Origin of the sequence: Candidatus Viridilinea mediisalina, assembly GCF_002532535.1 — a bacterium.
In the GTDB taxonomy this organism is placed as follows: Bacteria; Chloroflexota; Chloroflexia; order Chloroflexales; family Chloroflexaceae; genus Viridilinea; species Viridilinea mediisalina.
The window spans coordinates 1-22,258 of the sequence record NZ_NQWI01000031.1 but is presented as its reverse complement, the minus strand read 5'-3'; the positions used below and the strand labels follow the sequence as shown (position 1 = coordinate 22,258).

Here is a 22,258-nt window from a genome sequence, read left to right as displayed (position 1 = left end):
CCAAACCCATTGTTCTCTTTCGTGTTGGCGGCGAAGCCGCCAACACGAAAGAGAACAAGTTCTTCGTGAGGGGCGCAGCCCCAAACCCAGTTTTTTGTTCCGTGTTGGCGGCGAAGCCGTCAACACGGAACAAAAAAACTTTCTTGGAAGAGGCGCAGCATCCCCCAAACCCCCGCTAGGAGAAGAGAAACTATGACCCTCAAAGTAAGCATTGTTGGCGCATCGGGCTATGTTGGTGGCGAGTTGCTGCGTTTGTTGCTGTGGCATCCGGCGGTGCAGGTGGCCCAGGCGACCAGTGGGCGCAATGCGGGGCGCTATCTGCATCAGGTACACCCCAATCTGCGTGGCCGCGCCCAGATGCAGTTTGTGCATCCCGACCGCCTGGAGCCTTGTGATGTACTCTTTTTGGCGTTGCCCCATGGCGAGGGGGCCAAGGCCATTGAGCATTACACCAGCCTTGCGCCAACCATTATTGATTGTTCTGCCGATTTTCGTCTGCGCGATCCTGCGACCTATACCACATGGTACGGTACGCCCCACCCCGCGCCCACCTGGCTCGAACGCTTTGTCTATGGGCTGCCCGAAGTGAGCCGCGAGGCGCTGCGGGGCGCGAAGTTTGCCAGTGGGGTGGGCTGCAACGCCACGGCTACCAACCTGGCCCTGCTGCCGCTCGTGCGTGCCGGGCTGATTGACCAGAGCAAACCAGTTGTGGTCGAAGTCAAAGTAGGCTCGTCAGAGGGCGGCGCAAGCTCTAGCGACAGCAGCCACCACCCGGAACGAGCGGGCGTCGTGCGCTCCTTCGCCCCAGTGGGTCACCGTCACACCGCCGAGGTTGAACAGGTCACCGGCTTATCCAACGTACACCTCTCGATCACCTCAGTTGAACTGGTACGCGGAGCCTTAGCCACAGCCCACGCCTTCGCCGCCCAGCCGATCAGCGAAAAGGAACTTTGGCAAGCTTATCGTAGCTTCGTCAAAGATCAACCCTTCTTACGGATCGTCAAGGAGCGCCAAGGCATCTACCGCTTCCCCGAACCCAAAATCCTCGCCGGGAGCAACTTCGCCGATCTGGGCTTTGCGCTCGATCCAGCCAGTGGGCGAATTGTAAGCATCTGCGCCCTCGACAACCTCATGAAGGGCGCCTCAGGCAGCGCGGTGCAGTGCATGAACCTGATGTGCGGCCTTGAGGAGACATTGGGCCTTGAGTTTCCTGGGTTGCACCCGGTGTAATACCAAATCCGATAGCCGATAGCCGATAGCTGAAAGCCGAGCATGGCATCTTAATGCGCTAGATTGTCATTGGGCATGCGGCATGCTCAATGGTAAAATTGGTATTACGAGTGATGAGTGACGAGTGACAAGCAGGGTATACCTCATTGCAATGCGTTCACCACATGCCTCGACACCATCCATACAAAGTAGGTAGTGCCGACGTTAGAGAAGCAGAAATTTGTAAGTACCCCAGCAGCCTGTCATGCTGAATAGTACATGGTTCGCATGCATCGTAGTGCCGACTTTAGTCGGCTGAGGACTTTGGCAGCGATGGGAAGCCGACTAAAGTCGGCACTACCTACGGCATCTCAGAGTGGCACAGCAACGGGGCAATCAACAACTTCTGCTTCCCTTAGTCGGCTTCCCATCACTGCCATAACGTCCGCACTACGATGCATGCGAACCATATTTGTCACTCTTGGCTCCTTGTCACGCATCACCGGTATCATATCTTCGACGGCTCTCTGCGAGAGCTTCGAGGATCGTATCGCGTGTTACTGGACGATCCAACTGGATACCGGGAATGTCTAGTGGTGATACCGTCCGTGGTTCGGGGGTCAGGACGAAGCTCTGACCGTCACGGCGTTGGATGCGTACCGCGCCATCGCGGTATGCTTGTTCTAGGATGGCGGCAAAGTTCTGGCGTGCTTCAGAATAGGTATAGCTTTTCATAGCGCAACCGCAAGAATGACAGATGTATCGTCCACGATGAGCATATTGTTTTCCTGATGTACAACTGTACAAGTATTCTAGCATATGAGCGAGGGGGCTTTATGAGTACAACGATTGCGCTACGCACCATACCAGCCGCTCATCTCACTTTTGATTTGAGCATGGTGTTTGAACTTGCGCGTCATCTCTCGATTGAAGAGCAAGATCAACTTATCGCACAACTCCTCGAATCTCGATCTTCCAATCCTGCAACTTCATCAAGCGAACTACGTGACCACTTTGCCGCGTGGGATCAAGAAAGTAGCCTGCATCCCCCTTCCGCAGATGAGGAACTTGCCTATGATGCGCTCCTCGCCCGCTTAGGTAGGGAAGTTGCTGCCTAAAAACCTCTGTGTACTCTGTGCCTCTGTGGTTCAACCTCTCCCTCCCCGCTACCCCCGCTGCTCCGCCGCCCAGAGCGCCAATTGCTCACGGAAGATCTTCGCGTTGTGGCGGATGTCCACCGGGAAGGCGGGGTGCAGCAGGAAGCGCTGGATCGGTGCGGTCATGGGGTAGCGTGCCCCAAGGTTACGCAGTTCACCAATCAGAATCTTGACCGCCGCTGGGTCGCGCATGATCCGTACTTCGCGTGGTTCGATGATTACTACGGGCTCTTGTGCGCCGCTGGGCCCAATCCCAACCAATGCACTGCGGGCAACGGCGGAGTTTTGGTTGAAGACCAGTTCTACCGGCTCGCTGTAGAGTGTCCCATGGGTTGGGCCGGTCTCGACGCGGTGGCTCTTGCGCCCGTAGAACCAGAGCCGCCCCTCGTCGTCGAGGTAGCCCAGATCGCCCATGCGGTGCCAAATGGTTGTACCTTCGGCAATCTTGGCTTTGGCCGTCGCTTCGGGCCGATTGATGTAACGGTGGGTTACGGCAGGGCCTTTGACCACAATTTCGCCCACTTGGTAGGCGGGGAGCGCCAGAGTTTCATCCCAGGTGGCAATGGCTTCATCCGTAATCGGGATGATCCGTAGGGTTACTTCGGGCACAGCGCGGCCTACGCAGGTACCGGCCAGCGGATCGCCGCCGCGGGCCGCATTGGCCGCCTGCACTTCGCGCCCGTTGATCGATGCAATCGGCAGCGCCTCGGTAGCCCCATAGGGCGTATGGGTGTCGGCCAGCGGATCGAGGATCGCCCGAAAGCGCTCGTGTAGGTCAGCAGGCACGGGCGCACCGGCCATCATCACACGGCGCAACGTCGGCAAGCGAATGTTCTTCTCGAGGCAATAGGTCGTCACCTTACGCCAGATCGCAGGCGAACCAAAGGTTGAAGTGACCGCCTGATCTTGGATACATTCCACCACCGCCGCCGGATCGCAACTGGCTGGGCGGGTGGGATCAATTGGTGGAATAGCCGAAGTACAGCCAAGGGCAACGTTAAAGAGTGCAAAGAGCGGAAAGGCGGGCATCTCGATCTCGCCAGGTTCAAGCTGAAAGAGGTTACGCAACAAGCGCACCTGCGCCTCGAACATACCGTGGCTATAGAGGACACCCTTCGGCACTCCGGTGCTCCCAGTCGTAAAGATGATCGCCGCATCATCATTGGCATGCACAGGTGCCAATGGGAAGGGCGCATCCAAAGGCGGACTGAGATCCGCCAGGTTGAAATCGCCAAAGGGGGCCAAGCGCGAACCAACCATAATGCTCCGTTGCACCGTCTTGAAGGCGCGGGGAAAGAGCATACGGGCAACATGAGCACGCGGCACGCCCACCATTGCCTGTGGCTCACACTCTTCAATACACTTGACCAGATTGCGTCGGCCCATGGCCGGATCGATCAGAATCGGCACCGCGCCCAACTTCATCAACGCAAAGGTCATACTAATCAACGGCAGACCGGCTGGTACCATCGAAAGCACCCGCGTCCCCTGCGTCAAACCAATTCCACTCAAGCCCCAGGCATAGCGATCGCTCACGCGATCCAACTCAGCAAAACTCAAGCGCCGATAGATCGTGATACCGGCACGATCACGTCCCTCACCCATCACCACCGCAACCTGATCGGGGCGTTCACGGGCCATCGCGGGCAGGTGGCGGGCAATATTGGCCTTTGCGGGAGTGGTAACAAGCATCGGGGACTCCTCTATATAACACCAATTACCCTTGAACATGCCGCATCATCAAGAACGCGAAAGCTCATTGAGACGCCATGTTCGGCAATCTACAATCTACAATCTACAATCTGAAATGGATGGCGCAAGTGATCACGCCCCACCCCCAAGCGCCTCAAGCAAAAAGGCATACTCAAAGGCAAGCTCCTCTAGGATGGCGAAGCGTCCAGAGGCCCCGCTATGGCCCGCTTGCATGTTGGTGCGTAACAGCAGCATGTTGCTGTCGGTCTTGCGTGCCCGGAGACGCGCCACCCATTTGGCTGGATCCCAATAGGGCACTTGCAGGTCGTATAGACCGGCGGTGGCGAGGATATGGGGGTAGGCTTGGGCACTAATCTGGTCATAGGATGAATAGTCGCGCATCGCGTGGAACTGTTCAGCAACGGCGGGATCGCCCCACTGCTCATATTCGCCAATGGTGAGCGGCAGTTCTGGGTTGAGCATGGCGCTGATCACGTTGGTGAAGGGGACGCGAGCAATCACGGCGCGGAAGAGGTCGGGGCGCATGTTGACGACCGCGCTCACGAGTAGTCCACCAGCACTAGTGCCGCTGATGGCAAGCCGTGCGGCGCTGGTGTAGCCATGTTCAATCAGGTGTTCCGCGCAGGCGATGAAGTCGCTGAAGCTGTTCTTCTTGTTGGTCAGACGGCCTGCTTCGTACCACGCCCGCCCCAACTCTTGCCCACCACGCACATGGGCAATCGCACAGACAAAGCCGCGATCCAACAGGCTGATCCAGTGCGGATTGAAGCCGGGATCGTAGCTCATACCATAGGCACCATAGCCTACCAGCAGCGCAGGGGCAGTGCCATCCTGGGGCGTCTCGCGGCGACGTACCAGCGACATGGGCACCAAAGCCCCATCGGGGGCCGAAGCCTCGATCCGTTCGGCCACATAGCGTGCCGGATCGTAGCCACTGGGAATCTCGTCGCGCTTACGCAACTGCCAGCGCCCCTTCTGCAGCTCATAGTCAATCACCGAGCGCGGCGTGACCAGTGAGCTATAGACGAAACGCACGCTGTCGCTGGTATACTCGAAGTTGCCTTCAGGATAAAATTTGTAGACCGATTCAGGAAAGCGCACATAGCGCACATTGGTGCCGTCGGGAGCCGAGATGCGCAATTGTTGCAAGCCAGCACGCCGCTCGTAGACCACGAGGTGGTTGGCGAAGGCATCCACGCCATCAATCAGCACATCGGGGCGGTGGGGCAGCAGAACACAACGCTGGCTTGGATCGGCCACGGCAGCAATGCGTACACAGAAGTTCTCAGCCTCGGCATTGCTCACAATCAAAAAATTGTCACCCTGATGCTCAAGCTGATACTGCACCTGAGGCTGCCGCTGATCAAAGACAACAAAGGGGGCAGCGGGATCATCAGCGGGCTTGTAGCGCACCTCGCTACAATCGAAGCTGAAGAGATTGAGTAGCAAAAACGCACCCGAACGGGTCTTACGCAACGTCAGCGAAAAACGCTCATCCGCCTCCTCATAGAGCAACTCATCCTCAGCGGGGTCGTGACCAAGGGTATGGCGGTAGAGACGATAGGCGCGGTGGGCCTGATCAAAGGTCGTATAGTAGAGTGAACGACCATCCTCGCCCCATGCTATGTTCCAGGCAACATTGGGGATCTGTTCAGGCAACAGCGCCCCACTCTGCAGATCCTTGATTGCCAGGGTATAGATCTTTGCGCCAGTGGTATCAAGGCCATAGGCAAGCAGGCCATGATCAGGACTCGGCGCACAGGGGCCAAGCTGGCAGTAGGCATGGTTCGCTGCAAGCGCATTGAGATCGAGCAGTAACTCTTCCGGGCCATCGGGGGCCCATTGACGACAGAAGAGCGCATGCTCATGATCGGCCTCGTTGCGCTGATAATAGAAGTACGGCCCACGACGCACCGGCACCGAGCGATCCTGCTCCTTGATGCGCCCACGCAACTCATGGTAGAGCTGCTCACGCAGAGGCGCATGCTCAGCCAACAGAGCCTCCGCATAGCCATTCTCAGCCTCAAGATAGGCCAACGTCTCCGGGTTATCACGATCCTCAAGCCAGGCATACTCATCACTGAGCAGCAGCCCATGCACCGTGCGCGTCAGCGGACGCGGAATCGCATGGGGCGGCTGCGGGTCTTTAGTGGCCATGAAGCTGGGCTCCTAGTCGGAAGAACAGAGGAACAAGGGAATAGAGGAACAGAGGAACAAGGGAACAGAGGAACAGGAGGTCTTCAGCATATTCTGATGCCGCAAACCTACTTTCTATTTTCTCGTTCCTATTTTCTCGTCTCCGTATCCTTCCCTAAGAAACGTACCACCCGAGGCACCGCCTCTGCATGGGCATCCTCCAAGACATAGTGGGCCGCATAATCAAAGCGCACCACTTCTGCATCGGGGAAGCGCTGCATCCAACCGGCGAGGAAGTGATCAGAGAAGCACCAATCCTGCCCGCCCCAGAGGATCAGCATCGGTTTGGAGCACAACGTAGGTAACTCACGATCAATCGCATCAACCAGGGCCCAGGTGGGATGCTTCGGGCTCATGGGGATGTCGCGCACAAAGCGCTGAATAGCAACCCGGTTGGCCCACGAATCGAAGGGTAGCAGGTAGCCTTGACGCACTGCAGGTGCCAAGGGACGCGCAGCGGCCATGACGGTTGCGGCGAGCGCAAAGGCATTCAAGCCGCGCACAGCAAGATCGCCAAATATGGGGTAGCGACAGACCGCAATGCGCCAGGGCAGGCGCGGGGAGAGAAAGGCGGAAGTATTGAGCACCACAATACGCCGCACCCGTTCAGGGTTGCGTACCGCCCAACCCATACCAATCGCCCCGCCCCAATCATGCACAACCAGATCAACCTGTTGCAAGCCCACATGATCTACCAAGCGCCCCAAATTCTCAATGTGGGTTGCCAAGCGATAGGGATAATCCTGCGGCTTATCAGAGAGACCACAGCCAATATGATCGGGCACAATGACGCGCTGGTGCGGACGCAACCCAGCGATCAGGTGGCGGAAATAGAAAGACCAGGTTGGATTGCCATGCACCAACAGCACTGGCGGCCCAGCCCCCTCATCCACATAGCTCATCGTCGCCCCAGGCAGAGGCAAGCGGGCCGTATGGAAGGGGTAGAGATCGCGGATCGGCGTCAGATCGAATGGTGACAGAGCAGCATGAGTCGCATCCATGAACATTCCTATTGCACAACGTTGCTTTAGCAGCCAGTATAGCATAGAGCAACGACCCCACCATTCGCATTACCTTCCTCGTGGCCGATGCCGGGCCACATGTGCCCGGCCCCTCGCAGTTTACCTACCTCGACGGTATCCGTGAAGCGGTCGCCCGTGGGGTTAAAATCTACCCTATACCGTGGAACGGCTTGATGATCTGATTGTGGGTATTGTTGAGCGTGAATTGAGTACGGCTATTGGTGCGCGCTAGAGCGAGGGGGAGGCAGATGGAGATGCATTCCTCTCTCTAACTCTCTCCTTTCCGCTGTATCACGAGGTTCTTGTTATATCTTGCCAACGTTCCACCCACTCTTCGTGCAAGTAGAAGTGGAAATTCGGCACAAGCATCGGTTTTAGCTTGAGGGTTCCACTAATGATGAACGCTGCATACTCCACAAGCGTTGCGGTCGGTGTCAATCCACGCTGCTCGGCAAGCTTGAGCAACTCGTTTACGGTTTCCCGGTTGTGAGTGCGAATATGGTAGGTGCGAACGGTGCCTTGATCATCAAAGCGAAGATATACTAACCACATTGTGTTATCTCCAAGAGATACGATTTTGCCTTATTGGGTCTCGTTGGATGCCACCCCCAACAAGCAAGCCCATATCACACCCCACCTGCATCACGCCGCCGCCGTGCCCACGGCAGCATTGCGCTGATCGCGGCGCACATCGGTGGCGTGAATTGATACCAGGCCATCACCACCGCATCAATTTGCTGCTGAAGAGCAACACACTGATCCCATTGCGCTTGTGCGTCACGACATACGCCCTCAAAGAGTGGTAGCCATGTGCTTGCGGTTGCTGGATCGGGGATTTGGATTGTGCGTGCCATTGTCCAAGTTCGCTCTTGAATGGTTGGGTCATCAAAGAACTGGTTCAGCATTCGATGCGCCGCAGCCTGTGGATGCGCGATGGTGATGCGCTTATTGTTCTGCAGCCAAGCAACGCGCCGTGATGCTGGCCCAGTGATCGTGATGACACCCTGCTGTTCTAGGGCGTCTAGGGTGATGGTGACACCGGCCACTCGTTGCAGGTAGGCTGTCGGTAGGATGGTGATTGCTTCTGGACTTATGGTTGGTAACGCATCGGTAGCGATGGCAAAGGGTTGTACGTAGTCTGTCTCGAATTGGTGACGGGCTGCTAACAGGCGATCCGCAAGGCTTGCCAGTTGTGCTTCAGGGAAGGTTGCCGGATCAGGAATGGGTAGGCGCTCCAACTCATCCTTGCTGATGTGGCTGTTGGTAGAAAAGAGATTGATCAAGTAGGCAACGGTGGTGCTGCTCAACAAGGCCAACAATGCCTTGCCCCGCGCTTCTGTCTGACCTGGGAGCAGGAGCATGCGCCACACAACATGGGTAAATGCGAGTGGCCGTGTGCCGTCCCGCGTAAACCATGTAGGGGTGAGCCGTTCACGGGTGTTGAGCCGCGCCGTTTCGCGGAGTACAATGCCCATTTGTGGCGACGTGAGGGCTGCAATCTCGGTAAGAACCGCTGCGGTGCGCCCATGATTGCCCGTTGCGCCCGTTGATGGCATAGCCCAATCAGACGGGTTATATGGTAGTGGAGCAAAGGGACGAACGTTCTCCCCTTTGTAGAGCGCTACGGCACCCGCCCGCCCCCGGCATGCATCTCCCTGGCGGAATGGATTGGTATAGGTTGCGTTAACATCACCCTGGCGTACCTCAAACGCCGCCAAGAGCGTTCGCATCTGGTAAGCAAGGGTGTCACTGACGGCACGCACATGCTGCCAAATCTCGTACTGCTCCTGATGCGTTCCAACCAGCCATGCGCTATGCCATGCACCGCCTGGTGGCACAGCCTCAGTTACATGGTTCGCAGGGAGAGCAAGCAAGCTGGGCGGCACATCCTCTAAGCGTGCGCCACCACCTACGGTAATGGTGGCTGGAGTGGGCTGGCGCTGGACACAGAGTATGCCAACAGCCTGATCAACATCGCCGAAGAGGATATCGCCTCGGAAAAAGCGGATAACGGTGGTGAGGCTGAACGGCGCAGTAGTGGCGCGGAAGCGCACGGCAGCGGCGCTCACGTCGCCAATAATAGTCAGCGGAACGATATAGGCCATCTGACCGCCATCGGCAAGGTAGTAGAGGCCGAGTTGCAGGAATAGCAGGTAGAGGTTGGTATCCCCAGAGAGCGCACTTGCCCAAAATGGACTTCCGCGAAATCGTGCTGCCGCCACATCCTCTTGTTTGCTGGTGACGTAGGGCGGGTTAGCAATGATATACATAAAGCCCTGCCGATAATCGCCTTGGCGGGCTTTGATCGCAAACGCATCGTCAAGCAACTGATCACTCAACCGTTCAGGAATAGTTAGCGGGCCAAAGGAGCCAGGTGATCCGGCAAATAGCACTTCGAGCGGCAGATCAAGACTATCGGTATTGAAAATGGCAAATCGATCAATCGGTTTTGGCTCAATACCGTGCAGAATACTAAAATCATCGAGCGCCTGGATGAGCAAATTCATTTCGGCCAAGTAGCAGGCAAATGGATTGCGCTCCATGCCCACAAATGCTCTCGTCAAGGCATCAAGATAGCGTTGGGCCAATTCGTGACGCAATGCAGTGTTCGCCTCAAGGCTCTCTATCCCAACTGGCAGACCATTGCGTTGACACAACGCCTCGATGAGCGCATCACGGTAGCGGCGTGCAGCCCGGAGGAGGAAACTGCCACTTCCACAAGCTGGATCGAGAAGATTACGGCCAATCATTGCCCGCCCACTGTAGCCGAGCGCATCCAACATAGCGTCTACCACAGAAGCAGGGGTAAGAAAGTGACCCTTGCGTTTGCGGGCCGTTCGATCAATGTACCGCTCATAGGTGAACCCAATAACATCGCTTGTGACCTGTTGGAAGGAGTAGTGACAGAGAAAATAGAGCGTCTCCAACAACAGAAAGTCGTCAGGCACAAACCAATCAAATGCCGCCTGCTGAAAAAAGTGCAAATAATAGCGACTAGCTTTACGTACCAGAAGGCTGTAGAAGTTGTCAGTAAGAATACTGGCACCGGCAACCTCTTTGAAGTGCAAGCGCACATAGGTCTGCCAGTTCAGAAAGCCGCCATCACTCGCCAGACGTGGCGAGATGATCCCTTTGTCCTCTAGGACACGTACCAATAAGAGGCGCACAAACAGGACGTAGGCCACCTGTTCCGCATAGAGTGCTGGTGTCTTATCGGCTTCGTCATTCTGACGCGCACACCAAAGATGGTATGCATCAGCAACGGTAAAGGTGGCACTCTGATAGCGAAGAGTTCGCATTGCGCCGTTGATGCGAGATGCCCGATCTTGCCATGCTACGACCGCAGCGCGACTCGATGCCGTCAATCGTCCACCATACTCAGCCTCGACAATCTGAGTCAATGCAGCAATCTCAGCAGGCTCAAGTGTGCCCAAACGTTCGGTAATACGTGCAGCAGCGTTCTGAATCGGTGTGTGCAACGATGGGTATGCCATTGTAGTGAGAAAGTTCGTGGTTGCGTCTTCCCATTCGGCAATCAAGCGCTGCTCTTCGGCCTCTTGACGCGATCTTCCAACGAGTGCCTCTTGGATCCGTACCGATGCCGCAAGGCGGAGATGTTCGAGTGACTGACGACTTCCGGCTATAAACTGCTCTAATGCTGCATCGCCTTCCAATGGGATCGCACGAGCAAGAAACTGCTCCTCATCAACAGCTATCGCTTCAATGAGCGATGAAAAGCGGGTGAAGCGCTCCTTGCGAAACAGGAGATAGAAGACCGAGAGTTGATTTCGTTCAACTTCGGCAACACGAGGAAGTAGTGCGTTTCCTGCACCAAACAGATCAGCGACATTGATAGACGCAAGCTGTTCATAATCAAGCGGATCGCTAGAACGAAAGCGAATAGCAACTATCCGCCGCATATTGCACCAGACGGCATAGCCTGCGGTGCCACCACTGTAGCGACGCATCTGGGGAAGATCGCCAATAAAGTCGTCATGCGAACTGTTTTTATCTTCCCAAATAAAGGCAATGCCAATCGTTCCATGCACAACATAATCCGGGCGGTTTGCCCCCCCACCTGGAAGCGTGCGATTGTAGATGACATCCCCGCCTTCAGTGAAGCCAAGCCATTCGAGAACATAGCGTGCAAATTGTACGTCAACCACTGCCGCTTCGTCATTATCACGTTCCAGCTCTGGACGTGCAAGATAGGCTGCGTAGCTTTCAGGTGCAGGGGAGTGGGTAAGACGAATCTGGACTCGGTCGATTACCTGGGCACGGAATGAGACAAAGATGTCGTTGGGAACAATCGGTGTTTGTGCGGGAGGTGGCGTTGCCGTAGCAGACGATGATGCCATAGACCCCTCTCCTGAGATCGATGTACACAAAAGGGCGGAACGCTGTAGATGCGCTATCATAAACCATGATTGGGATGCCATGTTCGGCAATCTGCAATCTGCAATCTACAATCGTAAATGGTACCCTCTGTGCCTCTGTGGTGAAAACCTCTGTGTTCTCTGTGCCTCTGTGGTGAAAAATTCTGTGTTCTCTTTCCTCTTCTCTACCTCTCCCCATACCCCAAGGCCCGCAATGCCGCCTGTGCGACCGCCGCCTCATCCCAGGGGATGCTGTGATCAGCATAGATGATGCTGCCCTCGTGGCCTTTGCCTAACAGCAGTACCAAGTCGCCAGGACGGGCGGCGGCGAGGGCCGCATGGATCGCGGCGGTTCGGTCGGGGATAGCGTGGTAGTCGCGTCCGGCTCGGTGGCCAACCTGTTCGGCACCGGCGGCGATGTCGGCCAGAATGGCCTCACGGTCTTCGCCACGCGGATCCTCGTCGGTGAGAAAGAGCAACTCGCAGTAACGGGCCGCAATTTCGCCCTGCATCGCCCGCTTGGCGCGGTCACGTTCACCGGCGCTCCCAAAGACGGCCAGCATGCGCCCTTGGGTGAGCGGGCGCAGCATGGTGAAGATTTGCGTAAACGAATCGGGACTATGGGCATAGTCTACCAGTACAGCGAAGGGCTGGCCGCAGACCACAGGCTGCATGCGCCCCCGTGGGCCACGCACATGGGCCAAGGTGTGCAACGCCTGCTCCAACGGAATCCCCTGGCACAGCGCAACACTCAGGGCCGCGAGGGCGTTGGTGCCGTTGAATCTGCCCGGTAGCGGCAGCCAGCCCTCAGCCCGACCCCAAGGGCTGCTGATCCGCATATGGCTGCCCGTAGGCGTCTGTTGCATCAGTTCGCCGCGCACATCGGCGGATGCTTGCAGGCCAAAGGTGAGCCGCTGGGCATTGGCGGGCGCGGCGGCGAGGAAGAAGCTGTGGTTGGGATCGTCGGCATTGACGATGGCCCATGGCCGCGTAGAACGCGGCGGGCCTGCGGGAACCTCTTCGGCCAAGAGGGCAAAGAGTTGGGTCTTATCGGCGCGGTACTGCTCAAAGCTGCCGTGGTAGTCGAGGTGTTCGTGGCTCAGATTGAGAAAGACAGCCAGATCAAAGCAGCACCCGACCAGACGTTGCCACTTGAGCGAGAGGGCGTGCGAGGTGGCTTCGATCACCGCACTGGTACATGTGGCAGCCACCATCTCGGCCAGCAGCGCCTGCACCTCCAGCGCCTCCGGCGTACTCTGGCGCGTCGTATTGGCCCAACGTCGCGGACCAATTTTGAAGTCCACCGTGCTGATCAAGCCGCTCGTCTGCCCCGCTCCATCAAGCAGTTGGCTTACCAGATCAGTAGTCGTACTCTTGCCCTTCGTACCCGTAACCCCAATGGTACAGAGTTGACGAGCGGGGTAGCCATAGAAGGCCGCAGCAAGTGGTGCAAGGGCCACGCGGCTATCGTTGGTAAGCACCAAGGTCGCCTGTGCTGGCGGCTGACCCGACCAGTAGCGCCTATCCACTACCAACGCCACCGCGCCCCGCTCTAGCGCCTGGCTGATATAGCGATGGCCGTCGGTATGGTAGCCCTTAATTGCTACAAAGAGCCCCCCTGGCACCACCTGGCGCGAATCATACGCCACGCCGCTAATCGGACGATCAAGCGGGCCAAACACCTGCGCGTATGGCACACCAGCCAGCAAATGGTGGAGTAAGAGAGCCATGATTTTTCGTTAGGGGAAGGATCCAGAAACGAGGAAATAGAAAATAGGTAATACCAACTACCCTTGAACATGCCGCATTATCAAGAACGCGAAAGCCCATTGGGACGCCATGTTCGGCAATCTACAATCTACAATCTGCAATCTACAATCTGCAATCTGCAATCTACAATCTGCAATCTGCAATCTACAATAAACGCAAAGCCAACCCATAGAGCGGCGCGAGAAGCACATGATCATAGGCGGGCAAATAGCGCACCACACGCCCGCCAAAGCCCTTCTTGAAGCGGTAGACGCCCTGAAGCGGATCGCTCGCGGCGGCAGCTTCGAGGCTGGCGCGGGTGTCCGGATCGAGGGCTGCCGCTGCCCGCCCAAGTGCATCGGGGATACCCCAGAGATCGTAGTAGCGACAACCCAGGTTGCGCGCCCAACAGAGCGCCTCCCATGCGAGCAGGTGGTTGGCCCCGCTGCGCAGCCCCGTTTCATCGGCTCCACTGTAGAGGTAGAGGCCCGCACGGGCATCGGCAAAGACCATATGGGCCGCAATGGGTTGCCCCTGCTGTTCAGCGAACAACAGGCGTGCGTTGGGTTGGAAACGTTGCCACGCGGTCTGGTGGTAGGCGGCACTATGCACGGCAAAGCCCGCCCGCTGGCCTGTCGCTTCCATAATGGCTTGGAAGGTGCCAAGATCGGCGGCGCTGCCCACCCGCACACTGACGCCATTGCGCCCGGCACGCCGGATGTCGGCACGATGGCCCTTCGAGCAGTTGGCCAGCAGGCTGGCTTCGGGTTGGTTCAGATCCACATGGATGCTGCTGCGTGGCTGAATGGTCGCGGCGCTCCGCAGTCCTTGCAGCAACAGCCATGTATGCAGGCTATCGGCCTGGGGATCATGTTCAAGCAGGGGCGGTTCGAGGCGCAACAAGATCGCACGGGCACGCCGCGCCACGCGCTTGAGCCCATTGAGCAACAGCCGATTCACATGGGCTTGCGGAGCAAAGAGGGGGCCGCGTGGCGTATAGGCCAGACTCAGGCCAGAGCGCGAGCGTATGAGCAGTTGGGCACCAGCCAGCAGGGTTCCCTGCCCATTGCAGACCGCTAGGTGGCGCACCTGCCAACCAAAGCTGGCTTTCAGCGCCCCCCAATGGCTCTGCTGCAGCAGATTGCCATGCGGGTGCGTTTGCACAAAGGCATCCCAAGCTGCCGTAGTGGGTTCAAGCAGCGCGAGGGCATGGGTTGAGGAAGAAGGTGTGGTCACTGAGGTATCCAGAGGCGTTCAGCATAGCTACTGCCTGGCCTAGCCAAGCCAGCGGCATAGTTCTTCACCGTCGTTTCCATCGTAGCGCAATCCCCAAAGAGCATGCCAATTTGGCTGCGATAGGCCGCAATAGCGGCCAACTTGCGGGGCAAGGTAGCATCAATGCTCTGCACCACCGGCTGAAAAGCAACCTCATCGCCCAACGCATTGAGGCGTTGCAGCAACGCCCCGGCGGTCGCAACGTAGGGAAAATCTTCGTAGTAGGCCAGCGCACAACCTTGGTGAGCCAGCGCATGGGCGGCACGATGGGCAATCTGGTGGTCTACATGATGCCCCACCCCCAAGGGCGCATAGAAGGTTGCGCTGGGAAAGCGGGCGGCCAGGTTGGCAAGTTGGGGGGCCACCTGGCGCACCAGCGGATCGGTGGGCACGACGGGGCCAAAGAGTTGTTCATTGGTGGCATAGCTGTCGGGCATGCGGTAGATCGCATCGAGCCACGCCAAATGGTAGCTATCGGCAGCGAGCAGATCAAGGGCAGCGGCATCCTCCGCACGGCGCAGACGCACCACCTCATGGTCGGGCAAGGCCCAGCGCTCATGCATCGCGGCGGCAAAGCCACTCAAGCCCGCATCGGGCGGAGGGCTCCCGCTACAGAGATTGACCACCAGCACCGCCTCGTCTTGGCTGGTAAGCTGGGCAATCAGGCCGCCACACGAGAGCGCCGCATCATCGAGGTGGGGCGCAAGGAAGATATGGGCGTAGGGTGCAACCAGTTGCGCCAGATCAGAAGTATGGATCGACATCCTCAAGGTTCAACTCAGCAAGCGCATCATGAGCCGCTTGGCGCCGCGAAGGCTCTTGGGAGCGGGCCAGCCGTTCGAGGATGCGTTTCGCATTGGGGCCACCAACCTGACCCAGCGCCCAAATTGATGCCAAGGAGATCTCAAGATCATCATCTACGAGGGGCAAGAGCGCCGTAAGCAGTGGGCGGCCATCTTCAGCCAACTCACCCACCGCGCGGGCGGCCTCATAGCGCAGCGAGGGAGCGGGGCTCTGCAATTCACGTTCGATATAGGGGAACCATGTAGGCCGCATCGAGCGGCCCATAGCAAGGATCGCACTCTCGCGCATGGCCAACTCAGCGTGGGCATAGGCGCGACCAATTTCAGCCTGAGCTTCGCGTGAATTGGCGAAGTAGCCCAGGGCTTCAACTGCACGCCGTCGCACCTCAAGGGGTTGTTCAGGATCAACGGTGACCCGCAGCAACTCAGTGAGCAGCCGTTGCCCCGTGGATACGGACAGCGTGCCAATTTCAGCACGATAGGCAAAACGGGCCAATGCGATCGTCGCGGCAGCGCGCACCGGCCCGGCATCATCATCAAGCATGGCGAGGAAGCGCTCCATTGTGCGCTCGCTCTCGTCCTCCCAGAGGCCAGCGACGGCTGCGGCGCGTACAAGATCATCTGGATCACTCAGGCAGGCCCGCAGCACCGGGTGAAAATCGAGGTCAATATTATCTTCACTCAGCGCATCAAGCGCCTGCACAACTTCGAGGCGGCGTTCAGCGGGAAATTCACGCCAAACCTGCCAAAAGCCACCCAGACCCTCGTGGTCGAGGGCCGAGAGCAGCTTCAGATCATGATGGGCCAGTGGCCGCCCCACGTCACCAAGGGGGGCCAACCGGGATTCCAAGCTCTGCAAAGTCTCATTCATCATCATCGGTATAGCGACCGCCATAGCGACGGGGGGTCGGCTCTGGATCGCTCATAATATCGGTCAAACTCAACTCCTCCTCCTCTTCATCCTCATCATCGCCACTGAGGGCTGGTGTGAAAGAGAAGAGATCGGGCGTCGTCGCATCAGGTTCAAACTGCTCATGCTGCTGAATCAGATGCCGAATAAGGGCCAACGAACCGGGGCGCAAGACATTAAAGGCAACAAAGAGATCATCAAGCTTCACGGCATAGCGCGGTGCCTCACGGCTCCCCACCTGTTCGCCCATCACCTCGGCGACATGCTCCAGCACCATTTCAGCCTTGCGCCGTTCGCCCATAGGGAACGACTTGAGGCGATTGAGCCGGGGGAAGCGCGTCTGATTGGGCAGCAGACCGGCATCAACTGCGGCATAGTAGGTAAAGTTGGTAAAGCCGAGCTTATTCTTCTTCTCATCGAGGGTAAGGATCCGCTCCTCGTGTTCCTCAAGCTCATCATAGCCGATGACGAAGAGATTCGGCTCCGTGCCACGACTCAGGGTGATCACTGCGCCGGGCACCAGATGCTCATGGAAGAACTCCTCCAACCCTTGCAACCAGCCACCGCGATTGCCGGTGGGGTAGCGCACCTCCACAAGCGTAGAGGAGAAGTGTTGCAGCGAATCGAAGCGCAACACCGCACTACGCTGGTCGGGCAGCGCTGGCGGAGGCAGCAACGCCTGGATACTCGCCGTCAACGGCAGCACCCCATACTCCCACGAGAAGAAGGGCAGCGTCAGGGTCAGACTACCTTCAGCATCAATCAATTCAAGCTCATCCGGTTCGGCGCTATCATCAAAGCCCTCGACCAGATACGAGGTCAACTGCCCCATCTCGGCGGCCTTGACACGTTTGCCTCCGATGTTGGGCAGCCCCTTCGCCGACCAGAGGTTAACACCTTCGACCCCAACAAACTCAAAGTCCTTCTCGCGGTAGAGGCGATAGTTCAGCGAGAAGAGCCAGCCCTCATAATCAGACTGGCGGGCATTATGGTAGAAGATATCCGCGATCAATTCGCTATCGAGGAGCGGTTCACCCCGTTCATTGATATACTCACGAATTTTACGCAGATCATTCTTCCCCAAATTGATCACATTCGCTTCAGGGAAGAAGCGCGAGCCAAAGCTCACAATACGCCCGAGGGGGTCTTGCTCAATCTTCTCGACCAGGGCTTGACGCAAGGCAGGCCCATGTTCAGCCAGCAACTCATCAAGCGGGCGACGCAGATCAATCGCGCTGCCATCGGCCAGGGTAAAGACCGTTGAGCGTTCGTAGGCCGAGCGGGGGGGCGGGGGCGGTGGCACCGGCTCAAGCGGCTGAGCGGGCGGCTCAGGCACCACGGGGCGAGGTGCTTCAAACGGTTGCTCTGGGGCCACAGGCGCTTCAGCCGCAACTGGGAGCTCCTCAGGCTCAGGCGCAAGCACAGATGGTTCGGCCTGCTCCAAGGCTTCAGCGGCAGGCAGTATTTCAGGCTCAGGCGCAAATGCAGATGGCTCAGGCTGCACATCAGGTTCAGCGCTTTCGGCCTCGATTTCGGCAAGGACAAACTCAGACGGTGTTGGAGCTCCCCCAAGCGGATCAAGCGGTACTGGTTCCACCTCAGTCACCGGCTGCTCACCTTCAGACGCATACTCTTCAGGCTCAGGTGCGGCAAGAGCCCCCACCTGAACCTGCCAATAATCAGAAATAAAGACCGGCTCAACGGTCGTAATCGCCGGGCGCGAGGTCGAAACCACCACACTAATATCATCTATGGGCAGCGGTTGTTCAGGATCGTGCAAACGCTGCCGAAAGCTATGCGTATCGGTATCATCACGCGCCACATACCGCCCTTGGCGCGACGTCACAAAATGAACCTGACCATCCACTTGTTCACGGGCAAAACGCTGATCATCACGCAGGGCAGCCTCAATCGCAGCGGACATCGTAGGCTCATCGCGCTGATGGCGCCGAGCCATAAAGGTTGTCAGATGCGCGAGCGACTGACGAATCGGGGCATCAACAGCAAAGAGCCCACCCTGGGCCACCATCAGGCGAAAAATTTCATCGGCCAGCGCTTGCTGGTCGGTAGACTCCATAGGGGGAGCGGCGGTCATTCACTATCCTCCATCACCAATTTGCTAAGGATCACGAGGTACTGGCGCAGCAGTTCATCAATATCCTTCGGCTCACCCGAAGAGCGCAACCACTGCAACAGTTTATCGGTTGCAGTTTCACCAAAGCTAATCATCTTGGCATCCATCAGACCCCCAGAGCATATACGTTTACATCAATTCGACAGACTATCCAAAGCGGTTGCAATCGCACCAATACTAACGCTATTAGGCCCAAGAATCGAGGCCACCACGGGCAAGGGACGAGCGAACTTAGGGGCAATAAAGTCATTGACCTTCGTGGCAATCGCATGCACAAAGGCATCACCACCGATACGCACCACAATCCCACCGAGGACAACCATTTCGGGATCAACCAGAGCGACCGTTTGGGCACAGCGGGTCGCAATCAGGTCAACCGTCTCTTGGATAACTTGGTTTCCAATGGGGTCAGCGGTAAAGAGCGTTTCAAGGTTCTGGGTTTCAAGGCCAAGGCGAGCAGCACGGGCCAGCAGGCCGCGAATCGAAACCAACTCTTCCAGCATTTCAGGGCGACCCGTACCGTCCCAGCCATGGCCAACCACCGCGTGGCCAATCTCACCAGCGGTAGACGTAGCCCCATGGTAGAGGTGGCCATTGAGGACAAGGCCGCCACCCACACCACTACTCAGGTGCATATAGAAGAGGTGCTTACGTCCAGCCCCAGCGCCAAAGGTCGCTTCCGCGAGCGCAATCAGATTCGCATCATTATCAATCAGGGTCACCGCATCAAAAGCCTGCTCGAAGCGTTCTTGGAGGGGAAAATTCTCCCACCGGGGATCACGCGGAGCCAGGCGTACCACCCCATAGCGTCGGTCTACCGGGCCACTAAAGCCAACCCCAACACGCACAAGGCGCTCGGTGGTTACGTTAGCCTGAGCAAGCAGATCACGCGCCAAATCAAGCGCACATGCAACACTCTCATCAGGACTGCCGCTGGCAAGCTCGGTATGGGCAGTAGTGAGGGTATGATTATGGAGATCAACGAGCGCAGCACGCAAGCCATAGCTGCCGACGTCAACGCCAAGGATATGGCCCTGATTGCCGAGCATCCCCCAGCGATTTTGGGCCAAGCGATCCTGAATGAGCGTCTGCAATTCGGCCATCATTGGCCTCCTTTCATGCACAGCAAGCAGAACGGGAATATCCCCGCCAGGCTTGATTATAGCATACCCTGGTAGCTTGTTGGGGTTACGCTCCATTCGCTATGCCGAACCCCCAATCAGTATTGCCCAAGCACAAAATCTGCGTTACAATCGCATGGTACACATGCAAACTAGTATATGCTCGACATACAACCAGAAGTTTTTTTCGCCCTAGCGCTGATCTGCGTCGCCATTTTGACGGCTGGCATGGGGGCGTGGGCAATGTACCTGCATACCCGAGGGAGTCTGAGCTTTACGCTGCTCATGCTGAGCCTGGGGTGGTGGTCGTGTGCCTATGCCCAAGAGTTGGTTAGCCTTGATGCGGCAACTTCGTTGCTCTGGGGGCGCTTGCAGCATCTATCCAGTACCACAGCGCCGGTCTTCTGGTTGCTGTTTGCGCTGAGTTATAGCGGCCATCCGAGGGCGGAGAGTCGGCGCCTGCCGCTGCTGCTCATGCTGGTTCCGCTGCTGACTAATCTGCTCGTCTGGACAAATGATCTGCATAGCCTCTTCTGGCTGAGGGTGGAGTTTGTTGCAGTAGGCAGTTTTCAACTCATTGTTGTTGAGCGAGGGCCGTGGTTTTGGGTACACTTGCTCTATTCCTACCATCTATTGGTAGGTGGCTTGCTGTTAATGCTCAATATGGCTTGGCGGGCTGCGCCACCCTACCGTACACATGCGCGCTATATGGTAGTGGCCGCGCTCTTGCCTATGCTCAGCAATCTGCTCTATCTTACCAACCTGAGCCCGATTCACCACCTTGACCTGACATCCCTTTCGTTTGGCTTCAGCGCCCTGCTGATGGCATGGGCGGGTTACCGTTCGCACATGCTGACGATTGTGCCAATTGCCCGTTACCAGAGTGTTGAGGCAATGGCTGATGGTTTGATGGTGCTGGACGCTTCTGGTCATGTGGCCGATATGAACCCTGCCGCCCAACGCATCTTTACCACCAACCTTGATGCCGCGTTGGGCCATGCGGTGACCGAGGTTGCCCCACCCCTGGCAGCGGCGCTTGCGCGGGATGAAGATAACCAAGAGTTGTATTTGGCTACAGGGATGGATGTGCAGATCTATGATCTGCACCGCGACTGGCTGCGGAGTAGCAACGGTAGCGCCTTGGGCTGCTTGGTGGTCTTGCGTGAGATTACTGAGCGTAAAGCAACCGAGGAGCAACTCCGGGCACAGAAAGAACTCTTTGCTGGTTTGGCTGCGGTAGCCCAAGCGGTAGGCGGCAATCCGACGCTCAATGAGACGCTGCGCGGAGTGTTGGATGTGGTGGGTGAGCTGACCGATACGCGACCAGGGAGTATCTTCCTCTTTGCTGAAGCGACCATGGTGATCCAGAGTGTGCTGGTACGCAGTGAGGTACGCCCGGAGGCGGTGCAGGCTCTGGTTGGCCGCGTGCTTGATGTCGGGCTGGCCGGTTGGGCTGTGCGCGAGCGTGAAGTGGCAGTGGCCGATAATGTGGCCAACGATCCGCGTTGGGTGACACTGCCCGACCAACCTTACCAGGTGGGCTCGGCCATGGCTGTGCCGATCATCGCAGGTCCACGTGTCCTCGGTGTCCTGACCTTAACCCATGAGCAGCCCTACTACTTTCAGGCTGAACATGTTACCCTCATGCGTACCGTCGCAGGCCAGATTGCGTTGGCGCTGCGCAATGCCCAGATGTATGAAACCCAGCGCCAGTTGGCCGAACAGGCCGAAGCGGCCAGTCGGGCCAAGAGTACCTTCCTCGCGGCGATGAGTCATGAATTGCGTACCCCCCTGAACACGATTATTGGCTATAGCGAGATGCTCGGTGAACAGGTGGATAGCCGGGGCGTGGGCGATCTGGCCAGGCCACTTGGTCAGATCAGCAGCGCGGGACGCCAACTGCTGGCCCTGGTGAACAACCTGCTCGACCTCTCGCGGCTCGAAGCGGGCCAAGCGCGTCTCCACCTTGGCCCGGTAGATATGTCCACCCTCGCCTTTAACCTTGCCTCCACCGCACGCTACATGGCCAGCGAGCAGGGCAACAGCTTCCACCTTGAGTGTAGCGACGACTTGGGCCTAGTGGTGACCGACTTGGGCAAATTGCGCCAAATCATGCTGCATCTGATCAACAACGCCTGCAAATTTACCCAAGGGGGCGAAATTACCCTGCGGGTTCAGCGTGGCGTCGAGATGCAGCAGCATCGGGAATGTTGTGAAAACCTGGACTGTATCCTCTTCACTGTGAGTGACACCGGCATCGGAATGAGTGAGGATCAAATGAAAGCAATCTTCACCGACTTTACCCAAGCGGATGGCTCGCACACGCGGCGCTACGGCGGGCTAGGCTTAGGGCTCACGCTCAGCCGTCAACTCGCAGCCCTGCTCGGCGGATCGATCACCGTCACCAGCCAGCCATCGCGGGGCTCAAGCTTTACCCTCTGTCTCCCACTCCAACCGCCCAGTGAGGCGGTGAGGGTAGAGGAGGTGGAGTGATACGATTGCAGATTGCAGATTGCAGATTGCAGATTGCAGATTGCAGATTGCAGATTGCAGATTGCAGATTGCAGATTGCAGATTGCAGATTGCAGATTGT

15 protein-coding genes are annotated in these 22,258 nt (G+C 57.5%); 3 read left to right on the top strand and 12 right to left on the bottom strand.

Annotation, left to right across the window (positions count from 1 at the left end; genetic code table 11):
• The first annotated feature begins 192 nt into the window (after nt 1-192).
• A complete protein-coding gene (argC, locus tag CJ255_RS09020) occupies nt 193-1,230 on the top strand; it encodes an N-acetyl-gamma-glutamyl-phosphate reductase (RefSeq protein ID WP_097643775.1) in 1,038 nt (345 codons plus the stop codon).
• Nucleotides 1,231-1,701: 471 nt separating this feature from the next.
• Here argC and CJ255_RS09015 read toward each other — a convergent pair whose 3' ends face one another.
• Nucleotides 1,702-1,944, bottom strand: coding sequence for a type II toxin-antitoxin system Phd/YefM family antitoxin (locus CJ255_RS09015; protein ID WP_097643774.1), 243 nt, complete (start codon nt 1,942-1,944; stop codon nt 1,702-1,704).
• Nucleotides 1,945-2,045: 101 nt separating this feature from the next.
• Here CJ255_RS09015 and CJ255_RS09010 point away from each other — a divergent pair, with 101 nt between their 5' ends.
• The gene (locus CJ255_RS09010) at nt 2,046-2,327 is read left to right on the top strand and encodes a hypothetical protein (RefSeq protein ID WP_097643773.1); all 282 of its coding nucleotides are present in this window, start codon (nt 2,046-2,048) and stop codon (nt 2,325-2,327) included.
• A gap of 48 nt (nt 2,328-2,375) precedes the next feature.
• Here CJ255_RS09010 and CJ255_RS09005 read toward each other — a convergent pair whose 3' ends face one another.
• The 11 genes from CJ255_RS09005 to CJ255_RS08950 all read right to left on the bottom strand — a co-directional run bounded on the left by CJ255_RS09005 (nt 2,376) and on the right by CJ255_RS08950 (nt 19,650).
• Nucleotides 2,376-4,058: a fatty acid CoA ligase family protein gene (locus CJ255_RS09005; protein ID WP_097643772.1), complete on the bottom strand. Its 1,683-nt coding sequence runs from the start codon at nt 4,056-4,058 to the stop codon at nt 2,376-2,378.
• A 132-nt stretch (nt 4,059-4,190) separates the two neighbouring features.
• A complete protein-coding gene (locus CJ255_RS09000; RefSeq protein WP_097643771.1) occupies nt 4,191-6,236 on the bottom strand; it encodes a S9 family peptidase in 2,046 nt (681 codons plus the stop codon).
• Between the two features lie 128 nt (nt 6,237-6,364).
• The gene (locus CJ255_RS08995; protein WP_097643770.1) at nt 6,365-7,276 is read right to left on the bottom strand and encodes an alpha/beta fold hydrolase; all 912 of its coding nucleotides are present in this window, start codon (nt 7,274-7,276) and stop codon (nt 6,365-6,367) included.
• 647 nt (nt 7,277-7,923) lie between these two features.
• Nucleotides 7,924-11,655, bottom strand: coding sequence for an N-6 DNA methylase (locus tag CJ255_RS08985; RefSeq protein WP_165774630.1), 3,732 nt, complete (start codon nt 11,653-11,655; stop codon nt 7,924-7,926).
• Nucleotides 11,656-11,858: 203 nt separating this feature from the next.
• A complete protein-coding gene (locus CJ255_RS08980; RefSeq protein WP_097643767.1) occupies nt 11,859-13,403 on the bottom strand; it encodes a UDP-N-acetylmuramoyl-L-alanyl-D-glutamate--2,6-diaminopimelate ligase in 1,545 nt (514 codons plus the stop codon).
• A 184-nt stretch (nt 13,404-13,587) separates the two neighbouring features.
• On the bottom strand, nt 13,588-14,658 hold the full coding sequence (locus tag CJ255_RS08975) for a lipid II:glycine glycyltransferase FemX (RefSeq protein ID WP_097643766.1): 1,071 nt from the start codon (nt 14,656-14,658) through the stop codon (nt 13,588-13,590).
• Complete coding sequence (locus tag CJ255_RS08970) at nt 14,655-15,461, bottom strand: PIG-L deacetylase family protein (protein WP_097643765.1); 807 nt, start codon at nt 15,459-15,461, stop codon at nt 14,655-14,657. Before CJ255_RS08970 ends, CJ255_RS08975 begins: the two co-directional genes overlap by 4 nt.
• On the bottom strand, nt 15,442-16,350 hold the full coding sequence (locus CJ255_RS08965; RefSeq protein ID WP_245863287.1) for a HEAT repeat domain-containing protein: 909 nt from the start codon (nt 16,348-16,350) through the stop codon (nt 15,442-15,444). The genes CJ255_RS08970 and CJ255_RS08965 overlap by 20 nt, the downstream gene beginning before the upstream one ends.
• A 13-nt stretch (nt 16,351-16,363) precedes the next feature.
• Nucleotides 16,364-18,505 carry a hypothetical protein gene (locus CJ255_RS08960; protein WP_097643764.1) on the bottom strand — a complete coding sequence of 714 codons (2,142 nt, stop codon included), beginning with the start codon at nt 18,503-18,505 and terminating at the stop codon, nt 16,364-16,366.
• Complete coding sequence (locus CJ255_RS08955; protein WP_097643763.1) at nt 18,502-18,651, bottom strand: hypothetical protein; 150 nt, start codon at nt 18,649-18,651, stop codon at nt 18,502-18,504. Before CJ255_RS08955 ends, CJ255_RS08960 begins: the two co-directional genes overlap by 4 nt.
• 27 nt (nt 18,652-18,678) lie before the next feature.
• Complete coding sequence (locus tag CJ255_RS08950) at nt 18,679-19,650, bottom strand: ROK family protein (RefSeq protein ID WP_245863285.1); 972 nt, start codon at nt 19,648-19,650, stop codon at nt 18,679-18,681.
• A 174-nt stretch (nt 19,651-19,824) separates the two neighbouring features.
• Here CJ255_RS08950 and CJ255_RS08945 point away from each other — a divergent pair, with 174 nt between their 5' ends.
• Nucleotides 19,825-22,158, top strand: a complete 2,334-nt coding sequence (locus CJ255_RS08945; protein ID WP_097643761.1) for a histidine kinase N-terminal 7TM domain-containing protein — start codon at nt 19,825-19,827, stop codon at nt 22,156-22,158.
• Nucleotides 22,159-22,258 lie beyond the last annotated feature (100 nt).

Bases quoted from the DNA above. Each gene is read 5' to 3' on its own strand.
- argC (WP_097643775.1), top strand. From the start codon at position 193: ATGACCCTCAAAGTAAGCATTGTTGGCGCATCGGGCTATGTTGGTGGC.
- CJ255_RS09015 (WP_097643774.1), bottom strand. From the start codon at position 1,944: ATGAAAAGCTATACCTATTCTGAAGCACGCCAGAACTTTGCCGCCATC.
- CJ255_RS09010 (WP_097643773.1), top strand. From the start codon at position 2,046: ATGAGTACAACGATTGCGCTACGCACCATACCAGCCGCTCATCTCACT.
- CJ255_RS09005 (WP_097643772.1), bottom strand. From the start codon at position 4,058: ATGCTTGTTACCACTCCCGCAAAGGCCAATATTGCCCGCCACCTGCCC.
- CJ255_RS09000 (WP_097643771.1), bottom strand. From the start codon at position 6,236: ATGGCCACTAAAGACCCGCAGCCGCCCCATGCGATTCCGCGTCCGCTG.
- CJ255_RS08995 (WP_097643770.1), bottom strand. From the start codon at position 7,276: ATGGATGCGACTCATGCTGCTCTGTCACCATTCGATCTGACGCCGATC.
- CJ255_RS08985 (WP_165774630.1), bottom strand. From the start codon at position 11,655: ATGGCATCATCGTCTGCTACGGCAACGCCACCTCCCGCACAAACACCG.
- CJ255_RS08980 (WP_097643767.1), bottom strand. From the start codon at position 13,403: ATGGCTCTCTTACTCCACCATTTGCTGGCTGGTGTGCCATACGCGCAG.
- CJ255_RS08970 (WP_097643765.1), bottom strand. From the start codon at position 15,461: ATGTCGATCCATACTTCTGATCTGGCGCAACTGGTTGCACCCTACGCC.
- CJ255_RS08960 (WP_097643764.1), bottom strand. From the start codon at position 18,505: ATGACCGCCGCTCCCCCTATGGAGTCTACCGACCAGCAAGCGCTGGCC.
- CJ255_RS08955 (WP_097643763.1), bottom strand. From the start codon at position 18,651: ATGGATGCCAAGATGATTAGCTTTGGTGAAACTGCAACCGATAAACTG.
- CJ255_RS08950 (WP_245863285.1), bottom strand. From the start codon at position 19,650: ATGATGGCCGAATTGCAGACGCTCATTCAGGATCGCTTGGCCCAAAAT.
- CJ255_RS08945 (WP_097643761.1), top strand. From the start codon at position 19,825: ATGCTCGACATACAACCAGAAGTTTTTTTCGCCCTAGCGCTGATCTGC.